Below are 15,515 nucleotides of genomic sequence, written 5' to 3'. Positions count from 1 at the left end.
ACGCACTCTTGCGATCGCCCAGTCAGAAATTCGGCGCGGCTCTTAATTCGGCATCATCCCCAGCGCCAGGGGGAAAATGATTCTTCGCGATAAATTCAACTACTTGGCCTGGATCCTGGAAAGCCCGACCGTCTCGTCCCACTCCGGGCCGTAGCCGTCGTAGTGGATGCGGTAGCGCTCCTGCCCCACGATCCCGGTGACGACCGCAGGGTACATCTGCCCGTGCCACTCGACGCGCACCCTGTCGCCGATCTTGTAGACGTTCGTCTGCGACGCCTGCAGCCCCTTGCTCCGGACCTTCGGCGGCGGCGGGGGGTGGACCACGTTGCCCTCGACCAGGCCACGGATCCGTTCACGGGGTACAACTTCATCCCAGATGTCGTCGTATCCCTGGTAGTGGACCTTGAACTTGGTCGGGCTCACCACCTCGATGATCTGCGCCGGGTAGACGTTCCCCTCCCACATCACGAGGACTGGATCGCCGATGGCGTATTGGCGCTTGCAGCCCCCCAGAACCAGGGCCAGGGCCAGGAGGAGGGCCGCAGCGTGGGCGCGCGCTGCGGGCATACGTCCCGCCCGCCTTACCGCCCCCACCGGCGCCCCGCAAGTGGGTTCGCGCCGGGGCCGCGCCGAGGCCCTTCGAGGGGGCGGCGCGCGGCGGTGCCGCCGGCGCCGCGGCGCTGCACCGCGGCACGAACCCGTGTAGAGAACGCCCATGACCCGAGATGCTCGTCCTGGCCAGGGCACCCTCTCCCGCCCCTGCCCGTGCGGCACGGGGCGCTCGTACCGCGATTGCTGCGCCCCCTGCCATCTGGGGGATCGCGAGGCCCCCGACGCCGTGGCGCTGATGCGCTCGCGGTACGCCGCGTTCGCGGTCGGGGACGCCGCGTACCTGTGGCACACGCTGCACATGGGCCACATCGACCGCGGGCGCGACAGGGACGAGGTGCTCCGCGAGCTGAAGGTGACGATGCACCACCTCCGGTACCGGGGCCTGAAGATCCTCGACAGCACGCAGGGCGGCAGCTCCGCGTCGGTCCTGTTCCTCGCCAAGATCTTCCAGGCGGGCGCGGATCGCTCGTTCATCGAGCTCTCCGACTTCCTCCACGACGGCGAGGGCTGGCGCTACCTCCACGGCGTCGCGGTCCCCCGGGCCCGCGTCAACGTTCCGGCCGAAACGCTGACGATCGCCCTGTTCTCGTCGCTCGCCGGCTGAGGCGTCCCCGGCCGGCTGCGTCGGCCTCAGCCGGCCGACGGGCTCGATGTCCGGGCCTCGTGCCAGCCCATCGCCTCGACGACGGCGCGGTTCTTCTCCATCCACACCGCGATGCGCTCGCGCGTCGTGCGGTACGCGTACTCCAGGATGGCGCGCCGCGCGCGCAGGTTGGCCGGGTTGTGGAGGAACAGCATCGCGTCGTTCGGCGCGGGCTCGAGCACGAGGACCTGCATCCTGCCTTCGGCGAGCGTCTGCCCGACCGCCTGGTGGAGCCGCGTGTGCGCGCCGATGCGCATCGCCTGGTTGAAGATCCAGAGCATGCCCTTGTCGCGCACGCTCTCGCGCACGCCGTGCCCGGTCGGGACGGGGCGGTGCGCGGTGGAGACCGGCACGAGCGGGCTCACGACGATCGTGAGATCCGCGCCGGCGTCCTGCGCGAGGTCGAGGTGCGCCACGTGCCCGAGCCCGCCGTCGAGGTAGTGGCGGTGGTCGATGCGCACCGGCGAGAAGAACAGCGGGAGCGCGAGCGACGCCGCGCAGGCGAGCGACACGGGGACGTCGTCGAGCCCCTCGGCGCCGAAGACCACGCGATCGCCCGAGTCGAGGTCGTGCGTCGGGATGCGCAGCGTCCGCGGCATCGCGCGGAACGAGTTCGGGATGCCGCGCCGCAGGAAGAACTCGGCGAGGAACCGCTCGTAGCGATCGAGCCGGAAGAGGCCCGCGGGGAGCGAGTCGTTGAAGCGATCGAGCTGCTCGAAGAGGTACTGCTGCGCCGGCGCGTTCGGGGTCGCGTCGCCCCGGGTCGTGAGCCGGACGATCGCGTGGCGGAGCGCGACCATGCTGGTGCTGAGCGCGCGCCGCCACTCGCCGACGTCGATCTGCAGGAGGTGGCTGCGCTCCAGCGGGAAGAAGTTGTCGACCGGATCGAGCAGCGCGCGGTAGAGCCGCTCGGTCGGGATGCCGCCGGCCAGGGCCGAGGCCACCGCGGCGCCGCTGCCGTGCCCGATGTAGAGCGAGAAGCTCTGGTTGTCGATCCCCTCGACCCCGTCCTCGAGCGCCGCGAGCGCGCCGATCTGGTAGAGCGCGCCCGTCAGGCCGCCGCCCGGCAGGCAGAGGCTGACGCGGGCCCGCCGCGCCCCCTTGCGCGGGGCGGCGCGCCCCTCGCCCTGGCCTTCCACGGTCACGGTCTGCGGGGCGCGGCCGTCGCCGTCCCCCGCTGCGGTCTGCGCGGTTCGGCTCGCGCCGCCGCCTTGGCTCTCGACAGCCGGCATCATGAGAGGTCCTTTTCCCTCGCGCGCCCTGCCCCCTCGGCGCGGTTGCCGAGGGCGCAGGCGAGCGCGATCAACACGAGCGCGCAGGCGGAGCTCGCCGCCACGAGCCACCCCGGCATCGCCGTGGTCTCGGGCAGCGCCGCGCCTGCGGCGGCGGGCACTTCGTTGAAGGAGCCCGCGTCCGCCGCGGTGAGGAGCGCGAAGCACTGGATGGCGTTGTAGGTCGCGTGCAGCAGGATGGGCGGCACGAGCGAGCCGCTCGCGACCCGGAGGACGCCGAGGGCGACGCCGAAGATCCCGATCGGCAGGAACTTCTGCCACTCGACGTGGGCCACCGCGAAGAGCGCGGCCGTGGTCGCGATGACGAGCGGGGCGCCGTGCTTCCAGCGCATCGGGCGGGCGAGCGCGCCGCGGAAGAAGACCTCCTCCAGCGCCGGGCCGAGCGCGATGAAGATGAGGCCGAGGGCGGCGCGCTCGACCGCGCTCGCCTCGACGAAGACCCGGACGAGCTCCGCGTCGTTGATCCCCGACGGCCAGCGCCGCTCGATCTGCTCGTAGAGGGCGGCGATCGGCCCCTCGAGCGCGAAGCCGAGCGCGACCGCGAGCGGGTAGAACGCCGCGTGCGTCCTGCGCAACCCGACGAAGTCGCGGATCGACGCGCGCGGCGCGTGGAGCTGGAGCACGCCGAAGAGCCCGAGCAGGTATGCCGCGGCCTGGCACGCGAAGCTGCTGACGACGTCGAGCTCCGGCGCCGGGCGGAACGAGGCGATGACGCCGAGCAGCCACAGGAACAGGAAGGTGACGCCCGCGACCCAGCCGACGGCCGCGACGACCGACATCGGTCGCTCCGCGTCGCCTCGCTGGAAGATCGGGCCGGGCCCTCCGTCGCTGGGCGGAGGCTCGGGGGAGCCGCGCGATGGATCGGTCATCGTCCTCGGAGATAAGGCAGGACGCCCCGCTTCACGACCGTGTCCGTGGAGAGGCGGTCGTCCGTCCCCGGGTAGTCGATGGTCGTGTGCAGCCCGCGGCTCTCGTGCCGGGCGGAGGCGCAGCCGACGATGAGCTCGGCGACGGTCGCGATGTTGCGCAGCTCGAGCAGGTCCCGGGTGACCAGGTGCTTCCAGTAGTACTCGCGGATCTCCTCCTGGAGCAGGGAGATGCGCCGGGCGGCGCGCCGGAGGCGGGCGTCGGACCGGACGATGCCGACGTAGTTCCACATGGTCCGGCGCAGCTCGTCCCAGTTGTGGGCGACGACGACCTCCTCGTCGCTCGCGACCGCGTTGCCGGCCTGCCACTCGGGCACCTGGGGGAACGGGCTCTGCCGGAGCTCGTCGATCTGGGTCGAGAGGCGCGCGGCCGCCCGGTGGCCGAAGACGAGCCCCTCGAGCAGCGAGTTCGAGGCGAGCCGGTTCGCGCCGTGGAGCCCGGTGCAGGTGCACTCGCCGATCGCCCAGAGCCCGGGGATCGTCGTCCTGCCGTAGAGGTCGGTGGTGATGCCGCCGCACATGTAGTGGGCGGCGGGCACGACGGGGATCGGCTGCGTGGTGATGTCGATGCCGTAGCGGAGGCACTGCGCGTGGATGGTCGGGAAGTGCTCGCGGACGAAGCTCGCCGGCCGGTGGGTGATGTCGAGCAGCACGTAGTCCGAGCCGGTGCGCTTCATCTCGAAGTCGATGGCGCGCGCCACGATGTCGCGCGGCGCGAGGTCCTTGCGCGGGTCGTGGCTCGCCATGAAGGCCGTGCCGTCCGGCAGCCGGAGGATGGCGCCCTCGCCGCGCAGCGCCTCGCTGACGAGGAAGCTCTTCGCTTCCGGGTGGAACAGGCAGGTCGGGTGGAACTGGTAGAACTCCATGTTCGCGATCTCGGCGCCGGCCCGGTAGGCCATGGCGACGCCGTCGCCGGTCGCGACGTCGGGGTTCGTCGTGTAGAGGTAGACCTTGCCGGCGCCGCCGGTCGCGAGCACGGTCGCCCGGGCGAGGTAGGTCTCGACGACGTGCGGCTTCGAGGCCGGGCGGTGGCGGGTCGCGGGCCGCTCCGACTCGGGCGGCCGAGGCGCTCCGCGGTTGAGCGCGGCGTCGGTCTCGTCGAGCACGTAGGCGCCGGCGCAGATGTCCGGTCCGCCGAAGCGGGAGAGCGGGATCAGGTCGATGGCGGTGTGGTGCTCGGCGAAGCGGATGTTCGGGTTCTGCCGGGCCTGCTCGAGGAGCGCGCGCTCGATCTCGAGGCCGGTGGCGTCCGCGGCGTGCACGATGCGGCGCGCGGAGTGCCCTCCCTCGCGCCCGAGGCGCACCTGGCCGTTCTCGTGATCGAACTGGGCGCCGCGCGCGATGAGCTCGCGCACCCGCTCGGGCCCTTCCCGCGCGCAGATCTCGACGACCACCTCGTGACAGAGGCCCGCGCCCGCCTCGAGCGTGTCGGCGATGTGCGCCTCGGCGGTGTCATCCGGGGCGAAGACCGCGGCGATGCCGCCTTGTGCGTACTTCGTGTTGGATTCGTCGCGCGACCGCTTGGTGACGACGATCACCTCACCGTGCTCGGCCGCCTCCAGGGCGAATGTAAGGCCCGCTACACCGCTGCCGATGACGAGGAAATCGGTCGTTATCGCCACGGCCCGGAGGGTAGCAGGAGCGAGGCGCCTGAAGGTAGGCCGTGGTGGGCTTCCTGCGCGCGACGGCGCCGCGGCCGGGCGCTCGGGCGGGAGCCGCGCTCGGGGTGGAGCGCCGGCGGCCTGGCGCGAGGGCGCTGGCGCGAGGGCGCCGGCGCTCCACGCCGGGTCCTCTCATGGCGGGGCGCACACCGGAGGCCCCGTATGGATGGCCGGCGCGGGCTCGTCGCGAGCACAACGTCGGCGACGGCGGGTTGGCGGGTCGCGAGCAGCACGCGGTCAGCGCGCGCGTGGACTGGCCGCGGAGCAGGGCGCTTCGCTCACGGATCGTCGCGCCCGAGGCGAGATGGTCGCACGAGCTTCAGGTGCGTCGGCTTGCCGCGGTGGGAGTCCTTGCGCCGCTGTTCATCCGCCGAGGAGGTGTCCTTCGCCCGGTCGAGGCCGAGCAGGAACCTGGGGCGTACCCCGGAGGGCGGCGCGAGCTCTTCCACCGCCTCACCGCGGGCGGTGCGCCCGGCCATGCACTGCTCGCAACACCGCTCCGGGTCCCAGTCGATGTCCTCGAGGCCAAACTCCCGTACCCAGGCCCGCTCCCACTTTCCCATCTGGCTGAGACAGGGGCGCACGCGAGAGGGAGGGCTCTCATCTCGGCGGGATTTCCGGCGCATCGGCGAGTGTACTCCTTGGCAGCGGATATCGCTGATTCTGCCAATCAAGGAGGAGCTCGCCAAGCGCTTTCTAGCGGCCCGTCTAGCGAGCGTCGCGCCGCCTTCACACCTTACGTCTACCAGAGTCAGATTATCACCAAATCATCGGAGCCCTCGCTGTCCGCAACGTGCGACGCCGCACGCGCGTGCGGCGGTGGCGCTGCCCCCGGCGCGCGCCAGCACGCATGTCACGAGCTGGGGTTCGCCGCTCTCCCGGGCGCAGTCCGTCAGCAGACTCGCGGCGAGGCGCAGATCACGATGGGCGGCGAGGATCCCTGCCATGCGGTGCTCCGGGACAGCACGCCAGAGCTCCTCCGAGCACACGAGGAAGAGATCACCTGGCGCGGTGCTTTCGATCTGGGTCTTCATCCCCACGGCGGCCTCGCAGCCGAGCGCACGCGCCGCCGTTGTCGCATGCTGCGCGAACGCGGCCTGCGCATCCGCCGAGCAGCCTCGGGCGCGCGCGAGCTCGTCGAGCGGCCCGACGTCCCGCGCTCGTCGCTCCAGCTTTCCGCCTCGCAACCTGTACACGCGCCAACCGGCAGCGTACGCGACGTAGACCGCGCCGGGCGCGAGCAGCACGCCAGCGAAGCTCGGAGATCCGCTGGGGTGTCCTGCACCTCTGGCGACCCCGTCGTGGCGGCCAGGGTCCGCCCGCCGTACGCTCGTGAGCAGCCGTACCTCATCATGGCCTCGCGGCGGAGGCGCTTGGTCAGGTCGCCCGTCCCTTGCATTCACCACGTCGATGCACGCGGACACCGTCTCGATGGCCGTGCGGCACGCGGCCTCTCCGGCGACACCACAGGTCACCAGGAACAGCCCCAGACAAGGCAACGGACCAAAGCTCTCCTCGCTGCACGTACGACGCCTCGACACAGGCGCTTCCGCTCCTGCCTCGATGGCGAGCGTTGGCCAAACCATCATCCACCTCGCGCGCTCGTCCCAGGGACGAGCCGAGTCAGGGCGCACCACGCCGGCGGTGCGCCGAATCCCAATTCGTGGCCCAGCGCACGGCGCGGCCGCCGTGCTTGCTCAGCGCGCCTGGGCCGCCGACGTCTGCTCGCTCGATCCGGCCCCGTCGAGACGGGTCCTTCCGCTCAAGGATGCTCGTGCTCGGGGCACGGCGAGCGCACGATCTTCCGCGACGTCAGCTTGCCGCCTTCCGCAACGTCAGCTTGCCGCCTTCCGCAACGTCAGCTTGCCGCCTTCCGCAACGTCAGCTTGCCGCCTTCCGCAACGTCAGCTTGCCGCGGCGCTTGGTCCACCCGCCCTCGGCGGGGTCTTCGCCCAGCCAGGGCTCAGCGTCGGTAACCCACGACGGACCGAGCTCCTCGCACCACGCAGCTCGCGCTGGGGTGCGGAGGAGAAGAGAGAGCAATACAAGGCTGCCCACCCCCGGCCCGTGCTCGGCCCTGCGGGCCTGCGCGCGGTCTGCCCCTCCCAAGTCCCGCGCTACGCGCGGGACGGGAGGGGTCCCCGGGGCGCCGGTGGCTATCGAGCCAGCGAGGCCGCGTATCCGCGCGTTCGCGGCCACCGCTCGCCGGCTCCTCGCCGCGTAAAAGCGATCTGCTGCCGGGCTGCCTTCAGCAACCGTCGGATGACATCCGTGCTCGCGGCCCGACGCAGAAGGGTGCAGCAGATCTCCGGTCCGTCCGCCCGCGCTCTGGGCATGCCACTCGGTGGTGGCAAAGTTGTAAGCGCCGGGCCGCCCACCGTGCCGCGTCTCCGCGACAAAGGAGTCCCTACCACCCCGGCGCGGGGTGCGTCCAACCATTTCTTGTCTTCTCCTTCAGCTCAGCTGCTCGCGGAGCACTGCATACGTCAGTTGCTCATGCGCGTTGTGCTCAGCTCACGAAAATTCTCAATCATCCTCAACGCGCTGCGCTCTTCACTCGCCGCAGCTCGCATTGCCAACGAAGTCCCAACATTCTCCGCTCACGCCTGCCTCGCCGGCGTTTCCCCCCGGCGCCGTGCCTCCCCCGTCGCCCGCTGTCCCTGCCATGAAGTTCGCCAGCGTTAACGCAGCGCCCGGTGACACCGCGTACGCGAGTCCCACAGCGTGCCCACCTCGGCCGCCTGCACCGGGACCGCCGGCCCCGCCTGCGCCACCTCTCCCGCCGTCGCAGCCACGAATCGAGGGGGAGGTTCCCGAAGCGGCTCCGCCGGCGGCACCGACGCCGCCGTCCGCACCGCTCTGCCCCGCCACTCCATCTCCTGCCTTCCCCGCCTTGCCCACCGTGACGCTCACCTCCCTCAGCACCAGCTTCGTCCCCAGGCTCACGATCCCGAAGCTCGACCCCCCGGCCTTCCCGCCTCCGCCTCCCTTGCCGCCGCAACCGCCGGCGCCACCTCCGCCGCCGCTCGCGCCAACGCCATCGACGAGAGTTGGACCGAGCGAACAGAACGTTCCCGCCTTGGCCCCACCGCCGCCACCGCCCCCCTGACCCTTCTTCCCCGCTGTGCCTGTTCCACCGTCGCCGCCCGTGACGCCGGCCAGCGTCAGCGTCGTGTCGCTGCCGGCGATTCCGGCGTCGCCTGAAGCTCCAGGCGCACCGGGCTCTCCCTGCCGGCAATTGCCACCGGTCTGTCCAATTCCTCCGATCCCGTACCCATCGGGGTTCGGCTCCGGCAACGGCGCACCGTCCTCCCCGCGCGCCCCGTTGCCCTCCCCCGTCCCCGTGATCCCCCCGGTCCCGCCGTCTCCCCCGCGCGTCTCGCCGTCCTCACATGTCGTCGTGCCTGCGGTCCCGCCGATGACCAGGTTCGGCGCCGCGCACGCATTCGACGGCCGCGTCTGCTCCGTGTCTGGTGCACTGGCTCCCGCCTGCGGCGCCTGCGTCGGTGTCTCGCCACTTGCACCGTCCATCGCATCGCCAGCCGTCACGTCCACCTGCGCAAGCTCCGCCTCGACGTCCGCCACCGCTACGCCGATTGACGACCCGCCAGGCTCCGTCGCGCTCACCGCGCGGATCGAAAAGCTCCTCAGCTTCGCCCCGCTCGCGCCTTCCGTCATCGTAAGCGCCACCGCGCCCGCCGGTCCCTCGATGGCGCTACGCGCCTCTTCGCTCCACGTCCACTCCGCCTCGCAGTCGAAGCCCCCAATCACCTCGACTCCAGCCGCGATCGTCACACTCTCCCCGAACGCCCCGCTCGCGCACGCCAGCACCCGCTTGCCGTTCGCCTCCGCAACCGCCTCCGCGAGCGACGCGTACGGCTTCGCCTTCGTACCGTCTCCCCCCGCTTCCGCCATCGCGCTCGCGAACACCGCGCACTCGTCCGTCACTGTGCTCGCGTCCTCCGTCGGATCAGCCTCGCACGAGGGGTTCGGTACATTGCCGCCTGTGCCTGACGGATAGAAATGACCGCAGGTAACCAAGAGCTCGCAGTCATCCGACAGGTGGCTCCAGAAGCTGTCGCACCCTCCTACTACCAGGAGGAATGTCAACCCGCCGAGCGCTTTGGGCATGGTCCGCACGTGGTTTACCTTTCGAGAATCCATCACCAAGCCCCCATCATGGCCAAGCCCGCGCCATCCGAGTGCACCACCGGCAGAGCAACGATCGACTCCGTCCGCTTCGACTTCGGCCAAAGCGCATACGTCGCCGCTCCAATCGCGAGCACGCCTGCCCCGATGAACGCGACCCGAGCAACGTTCCCCAGCGTGTCCGCGCGCGATGCATTGCTCCGCACCTGTTCGCATGGCCCGACCCACGACGCTTCAGGTCTCACGCACTGCGCACCCGCCTGAATGATCGCGGCGCTCTGCGTGTGGGCATCCCCGCTCGCGTTGCTTCCTGCCACCGTCATCCCGATCCCCACGCCGAGCCCCACCGCGCTCGCCGCTCCCAGCGCGATCACCGGCACCCAGCTCCTCTTCTCCGGCACCGGCTGCGGCCCCACCGGCCCCGCAGGCGGCTGCCCCGCCACCGGCCCTCCGGCCCCCGCCCCCGTCCCGCTCCCGCCCCCCACCGGCGTCCTTCCCGCCGCCGTTGGCCCCTCGCTCTTCGCCAGCGCCAGCGCCAGCTTCACCTCCACCGCCCCGCCCTTCGCCACCGTCACCTTCTGGCTCGCCGGTGCATACCCCGCCTGCCGCGCCTCCACCTCGTGCTCGCCTGGCTCCACGAACACCTCTCCTCCCAGCGGCGCCCGGCCCACCGCCTTGCCGTCCACCAGCACCTCCGCGCCAGCGACACCCACCGTCACCGCAACGGCGCCCACCTGCGCTCGCGACTCCGCGAATCGCTGCTCCGCTGTCGGCTTCAGCTTCGCCACCGTCTTCACGAGCGGCCAGTTCCTCAGCGCGAACGAGAGGTACGTCGCTGCTTCACGGTGCTTCTTCAGCTGGTACTTCGTGTTCCCAAGGTTGTACGCCACGTCGAACGTCGGGTTCAGCTCCCACGCAGACTCCAGCTCCTTCTCCGCCTCGACGTACTTCTTGTCCGAGTAGAGGCGCAGCCCTCGTCGATAGAACGCATCGGCGCGCGTCACCTCGTCGCCGGCGCTGGCGGGCGCTTCCTGCGGCGCGGCCGTCTGCGCGCTGGCGACGTCTGCGGCGGCCATCACGGTCGCGGCAGTGAACAACACAGCAAGGCTTCGGCAGTTCATCATCATGGCTCCACGCGGTTTCACTCCATCACGTCATCGGCGAGCTGATTCTGGTGGGTGGGCGCAGGCGCCGCCGGCGTCTGCGGTCGATGCGGCGCAGGGCGCACCGGCCGCGCGGGCGCCTGCGGCGCCGGGGCATGCGGCGCCGTGGCCTCGGGCGCGGGCGCGAGCGGCTCTCTCTCGGCCGCGGTGTCGTCGAGGCTTGGCTCGACCGCCTCCGGCGGCGCTGGCGCCGCTGGCGGCAACCGCTCCGAGGCCTCCGGCGGCGCCAGCGTGCTCCCTGTGGGCATCCCGCTCGACGGCGGCGCCGGCGCCGGCTCTTTCGGCGGCGTCTCTCGCCGCAGGATCGTCGACAGCACGAACGGGCTGCTCACCGCGACGAGCGCGAGCAGCACGATCAGCCACGTCGGCATCCACGGCCGGCGCCGTCCAGTCGCCGGCGTGGCTGCGGGCGCCTTCGGCACGGCGACCGGCGGCGGCGTCACGGGTAGCAACGACGAGGGCAGCAGCGATTTATCGATCGGCGGCAGCGCGCGGTCCGCCCACTGGCTCGGCACCATCGCCCCCTGCTGCACCGGCGCGCCCTGCTGCTGCACCGGCGCGCCCTGCTGCTGCACCGGCGCGCCCTGCTGCTGCACCGGCGCGCCCTGCTGCTGCACCGGCGCGCTGCGGCGCCGCCGCGCCCGCGTACACCGGCACACGCTGCGTCGCCATCGCGCCCGGATGCACCGGCGCGGCTGGATGCCGCGGCGCGCCCTGCTGCTGCACCGGCGCGCGCTGCGGCGCCGCCGCGCCCGCGTACACCGGCACACGCTGCGTCACCATCGCGCCGTGTTGCTGCGCCGCCGCCCCCGGCGGCGGCACCGCCTGCGCCGGCACCGCCGTCCCCGGAAACGGCGGCGGTCCCGTTCGCTCCTTGGCCAGCGCAGGCACCACCGGGAACTGGAACAGCGGCTGCCCCGTCGGCTTCTGCTGCTGCATCTCCGACAGCGCACGGTCCAGCTCCGGGTTGTTCTGCGCCTGCCGCAGCTTCCGCTCCGCCACCTCCGGGTCGGCCTCGCGCCGGATGCTCTCAAGGTCCGGCAGGTACTGCCGGATGTCGTCGCTGTCCTTGTTGCTGCCCATCGGAAGACCTCTCTCCTCAGCGACTAGAACGGCCTGCATCCCGCCGCAGGGCACGGCTTGGCTGGCTTCGCGGCCCCTTGTTGCGCTGGCGCTGCCGTCCTCGCCGGCGCCGCCTTCTTCCGCTCCTCGAGCACCCTCAGAAACGACGGCTTCTGCCGCTTCGGCGTCGCGTAGATATCCTCGTCGTCCTCCGCCGCGGCCGGCGCCGCCTTCACCGGCGCTGCCTTCGCCGGCGCCGCCTTCGCCGGCGCTGCCTTCGCCGCTGCCGGCGCCTTCACCGGCGCTGCCGGCGCCTTCGCCGCCTGCTCCTTCGCCGCCGCCGGTTGCTCCTTGGGAGCAGGCGCCTCGGCCTCCGCATTGGGAGCAGGCGCCTCGGCCTCCGCAGCCGCCGCCCCCTTCTCCGCTGCTCCGGCCTCCGCCGCCGCCTCGGCCGTGCCCGCCGCCGCTGCGCTCGCCGTCGTCGCCGGCGCGGGCGCCGCCGGGATCGCCTCGGGCGGCGGTGCCGGCGCGACCGCTGCCGGCACCGCGCTCGCCGCCGCGCCCTCGGCCGGCGCCGCCGTTGCTACCGGCTCTCCGCTCACCGCCGCCGGCGCCGTCTCCCGCGCCACGCGGAGCCCCAGCACCGCGCCCACGCCCCCCAGCGTCAGCGCCAGCGCCACCAGCGGCGCCAGCACATACGCTCTCGGCGCGCGCCGCGGCTGCGTCAGCAGCGCCGCCGGCGCCGGCGTCTCGTTCCGCAACGACGCCACCGGCCCGGCGCTCGGTGCCGTCACCGAGCTCGGCGCCGCTGGCCGCGCCGCGACCGGCGGCGCCGATCCCGCTGGCTGCGTTTCCATCAACGCCAGCGGCGGCGTCACGTACGGCGCCGAAACCTCCGGCCGCGTCGGCGGCGGCGCTGCTGGCGGCAGCGCCATCAACGGCCACGGCGGCGGTGCCGCTGGCCGTGGCGGCGCTTCGGCAAACGGCGGCGTCACGTAGGGCGGCTCGACCTCTGGCCGCGACGGCGCCGCGCGCTGCGCCTCTCTCCACGACGGCTGCGGCGCCGCGACGTACTGCGACTCCATCGGCCGCTCCGGCGGCGGCACCGCGTAGCTCTCCGCCCTCACCTCCGCCGGCACCGGAGGCAGCCCCGCAACCCCCTGCGCCCTCACCTCTACCGGCGGCAGTGGCCCCGCAACCCCCTGCGGCCCCGCGTACGCCCCCGCCTGCTGCATCGCCGGCGGCCCCGTCCGCTGCGCCATCTTCTCCGCCCACTTCCCCGACAGCTTCGCGGTCGACTCCAGCGGCCTCAGCGCCGGCAGCGGCTCCGTGTACCCCACCCCCCGCCCCCGCGGCACACGCGACGCCGGCGCGAACGGCAGCGCGCTCGCCGGCGCCACGAACTGCTCCAGCGGCGCCGTCTCCCCGTGCACCACCCGCCGCGCCCGCTCCTCGCCCCCCGCGCCGCCTCGCTCCATCCCGCCCTCCGGCCGCGCCTCCTCCGTCTCCTCCTCCCCCGCCACCGGCGCGCTGTCCTCCAGCTCCACCCCCGCGAACGCCGCCTGACGCTCCGCCTTCATCCGCTCCTGCGCCAGCCGCCGCGCCAGCACGTGCCCCGCTGGCACCGTGTCCCTCAGCAGCCCGCGCAGGTCCCGCGCCACATCGTCGAACCTCGGATACCGCTCCTCACGGTCGATCGCGATGCAACGCGACACAACAGGCCACACGAACTCGGGGCAATCCGGCACGATCTCGTGCACAGGCTCCGGCGCCGCAACAAGGTGCCCTGTCAGCGTCTCCTCTGCCGTCGCAGCCTCGCTGTCGTCCAGGAACAGGTGCTTCCCCGTCAGCACCTCGTAGAAGATCGCACCGAACGCGTAGATGTCCGTCCGCCCGTCCGGCCTCGCCCCCTCCGCGCGCTCCGCCTTCCTCGAGCTCGCGTACAGCATCTTCACCTGCTCCGGCGAGATGTACCGCACCGTCCCCACGGCCGGCAGATCATCGGTGTTCATCCCCCCGTCCGCGAACTTCGCTATCCCGAAGTCCAGGAGCCACACATGCCCCTTCGCGTCCGCCTTCGTCCCCACCATGATGTTCTCGGGCTTCAGGTCACGGTGCCATATCCCCTTCGAGTGCACGAACGTCATCGCGTCCGCGACCTGCAGCATCACGTGCATCGCGCTCAGGAAGTCCAGCCGATACGCCTTGTTCAAGAGCTTCCTCAGCGTCCGGCCCTCGAGGTAGTCCATCACGATGTACGCCACGTGCTCCGGCGACACTCCGGCCTTCCTCATCCTCACGATGTTCGGGTGCTTCAGCTTCGGATAGAACTTGCACTCCTGACGGAACCGCCTCGCGAAGTCCTCTCTCCTCAAATGCCGCGGCAGCATGCACTTGATCGCCACCACGTCTTCCGAGTAGTCCTCCACCGCCTTGTACACTTCCCCCATCCCACCCGCGTCGATCACCTCCGTCACGCGGTAGTCGAGGAACACGTCCCCGGCCTTCAGCGCCTCCCGCCCCATCACCACGCCCCCAGAATGAGATAGACAGAGAGAAAAAGAATAAGAGAAAGAATAAGAGACGAGAGAGGATGCCCACCCCCGGTCGGTGCTCGGCGCTTCGCGCCTGCGCGCCGCCCGCCCCTCCCAAGTCCCGCGCTACGCGCGGGACGGGAGGGGTCCCCTCGCCACAGCCTCGCGGCACTCCCGTGCTTGCGCACCGCTCCTCCTCGTGAATTTCAACCCTCAGGTGTCGCCGACACGTGCCAGGACGCACATCACGTCCTCGGTCTCGCCATGCTCATGAGCGCAGTCCATCAGCAGGCTCGCCGCGAGGCGCAGCTCCCGGTGCGCATCAAGGATGCCGGTAATACGGCTCTCGGGTACAGCACCCAAGAGGCCGCGCGAGCACACAAGAAAGATGTCGCCTGGCTCGGTGCGCTCGACCTGCGTCTTCATCTCCACCGCAGCCTCCCAGCCAAGCGCGCGCGTCGCCGCGTTCGCGTGTTGCACCACGATGGCCAGTGCATCCGGCGAGATGGATTCGTCCGACACCCCACCGTCGAGCACAGCGTCATCACGCGTCCGCTCCTCCAGCTTCCCGCCACGAAATCGGTAGACGCGCAACTCGCCGACATAGGCCACGTACGCCGCCCCCGGCGCGAGCAGCACACCGGCGAAGCTCACCTGAACGCCGTGCCTTTCCGGCGCCGAACAATCGTCCATGGGCCGGCCGTGGTTTGTTCGACGCGGGCCCATCATGAGCCGCACTTCGTCACGGCACCGCGGCGCAGTCATCTCACCTGCACGAATATCGCCCGAGCAGTCCCTATCGAGACATGCGTGCACCATCTCGATCGCTGTACGGGAGACGACCTCTCCGCCGACCCCGCCGGCGACCAGGAACAGCCCCAGACACGGCAACGCACCAAGGCTCTCCTCGTTGCTCAAACGACGCATCGATGCAGGGGCTTCCGCTCCTGCATCGATGGCGAGCGTTGGGCACACCATTATCCACCTCGCGCGCCCGTCGCAAGGACGGGCCGAGTCACGGCGCACCACGCCCGCGATGCGCCCGGTCCTAGTTTGTCGCCCAGCGCACGGCGCCGCCGCCGTGCGTCCTCAGCGCGCCCGGGCCGTCAACGTCGGCTCGCTCGAGCCGGCACCTTCGAGACGGCGCCCTCCGCTCAAGAGTCCTTGCGCTCGCGGTGCGGCGAGCGACCGAGCTTCAGCAGCGTCAGCTTGCCCCGGCGCTTGCTCCACCCTGTTCGACCACCCGCCCTGGGTGGCGTCTTCGCCCAGCCGAGCTTCGGTCGGCTCCCCGACGGCGGTGCAACCTCCTCCAGCGCCTCTCCGCGTGCCGCTCGCTTCGCGACGCAGCGCTCGCAGCACCGCTCTGGATCCCATGGAATGTCATCGAGGCCGAGCTTCCGTACCCACTTCCGCTCCCACTCACCCAGCCCACTCAGGCTCGGGCGCCGGCGAGAGGGAGGTAGGTCGTCTCGG

At 71.7% G+C, this 15,515-nt stretch carries 11 protein-coding genes; 1 reads left to right on the top strand and 10 read right to left on the bottom strand.

Annotated elements, in window-relative coordinates; all coding sequences use genetic code 11:
• Positions 1-99 precede the first annotated feature (99 nt).
• Positions 100-567 (bottom strand): Tudor-knot domain-containing protein, encoded by a 468-nt coding sequence (locus WME96_RS03875; protein WP_061619282.1) that lies wholly within the window; start codon positions 565-567, stop codon positions 100-102.
• 148 nt (positions 568-715) lie between these two features.
• On the opposite strand from WME96_RS03875, the gene WME96_RS03870 reads away from it, so the two are divergent.
• A complete protein-coding gene (locus WME96_RS03870) occupies positions 716-1,216 on the top strand; it encodes a YchJ family protein (protein ID WP_437288828.1) in 501 nt (166 codons plus the stop codon).
• A 26-nt stretch (positions 1,217-1,242) separates the two neighbouring features.
• Here the strand turns inward: WME96_RS03870 and WME96_RS03865 are convergent, their stop codons facing one another.
• The 9 genes from WME96_RS03865 to WME96_RS03825 form a co-directional block, all read right to left on the bottom strand.
• On the bottom strand, positions 1,243-2,490 hold the full coding sequence (locus tag WME96_RS03865; protein WP_437288827.1) for a patatin-like phospholipase family protein: 1,248 nt from the start codon (positions 2,488-2,490) through the stop codon (positions 1,243-1,245).
• Positions 2,487-3,326 carry a CPBP family intramembrane glutamic endopeptidase gene (locus WME96_RS03860; protein ID WP_437288826.1) on the bottom strand — a complete coding sequence of 280 codons (840 nt, stop codon included), beginning with the start codon at positions 3,324-3,326 and terminating at the stop codon, positions 2,487-2,489. The genes WME96_RS03865 and WME96_RS03860 overlap by 4 nt, the downstream gene beginning before the upstream one ends.
• Positions 3,327-3,412: 86 nt before the next feature.
• Entirely contained in the window at positions 3,413-5,095 is a 1,683-nt protein-coding gene (locus tag WME96_RS03855) for an L-aspartate oxidase (protein ID WP_437288825.1), read from the bottom strand.
• Positions 5,096-5,412: 317 nt separating this feature from the next.
• The gene (locus WME96_RS03850; RefSeq protein WP_437288824.1) at positions 5,413-5,697 is read right to left on the bottom strand and encodes a hypothetical protein; all 285 of its coding nucleotides are present in this window, start codon (positions 5,695-5,697) and stop codon (positions 5,413-5,415) included.
• A 1,990-nt stretch (positions 5,698-7,687) separates the two neighbouring features.
• The gene (locus WME96_RS03845) at positions 7,688-9,265 is read right to left on the bottom strand and encodes a hypothetical protein (RefSeq protein ID WP_437288823.1); all 1,578 of its coding nucleotides are present in this window, start codon (positions 9,263-9,265) and stop codon (positions 7,688-7,690) included.
• A gap of 32 nt (positions 9,266-9,297) precedes the next feature.
• On the bottom strand, positions 9,298-10,359 hold the full coding sequence (locus WME96_RS03840; protein WP_437292269.1) for a PEGA domain-containing protein: 1,062 nt from the start codon (positions 10,357-10,359) through the stop codon (positions 9,298-9,300).
• A 65-nt stretch (positions 10,360-10,424) separates the two neighbouring features.
• On the bottom strand, positions 10,425-11,042 hold the full coding sequence (locus WME96_RS03835) for a hypothetical protein (protein ID WP_437288822.1): 618 nt from the start codon (positions 11,040-11,042) through the stop codon (positions 10,425-10,427).
• Between the two features lie 510 nt (positions 11,043-11,552).
• The gene (locus WME96_RS03830; RefSeq protein WP_437292268.1) at positions 11,553-14,033 is read right to left on the bottom strand and encodes a protein kinase domain-containing protein; all 2,481 of its coding nucleotides are present in this window, start codon (positions 14,031-14,033) and stop codon (positions 11,553-11,555) included.
• A 222-nt stretch (positions 14,034-14,255) separates the two neighbouring features.
• Positions 14,256-14,969 carry a PP2C family protein-serine/threonine phosphatase gene (locus tag WME96_RS03825; RefSeq protein WP_437288821.1) on the bottom strand — a complete coding sequence of 238 codons (714 nt, stop codon included), beginning with the start codon at positions 14,967-14,969 and terminating at the stop codon, positions 14,256-14,258.
• Positions 14,970-15,515: the final 546 nt, after the last annotated feature.

This window comes from Sorangium sp. So ce406, assembly GCF_051474675.1.
GTDB lineage: Bacteria > Myxococcota_A > Polyangia > Polyangiales > Polyangiaceae > Sorangium > Sorangium cellulosum_G.
This window is presented reverse-complemented; position numbering and strand designations above follow the sequence as displayed.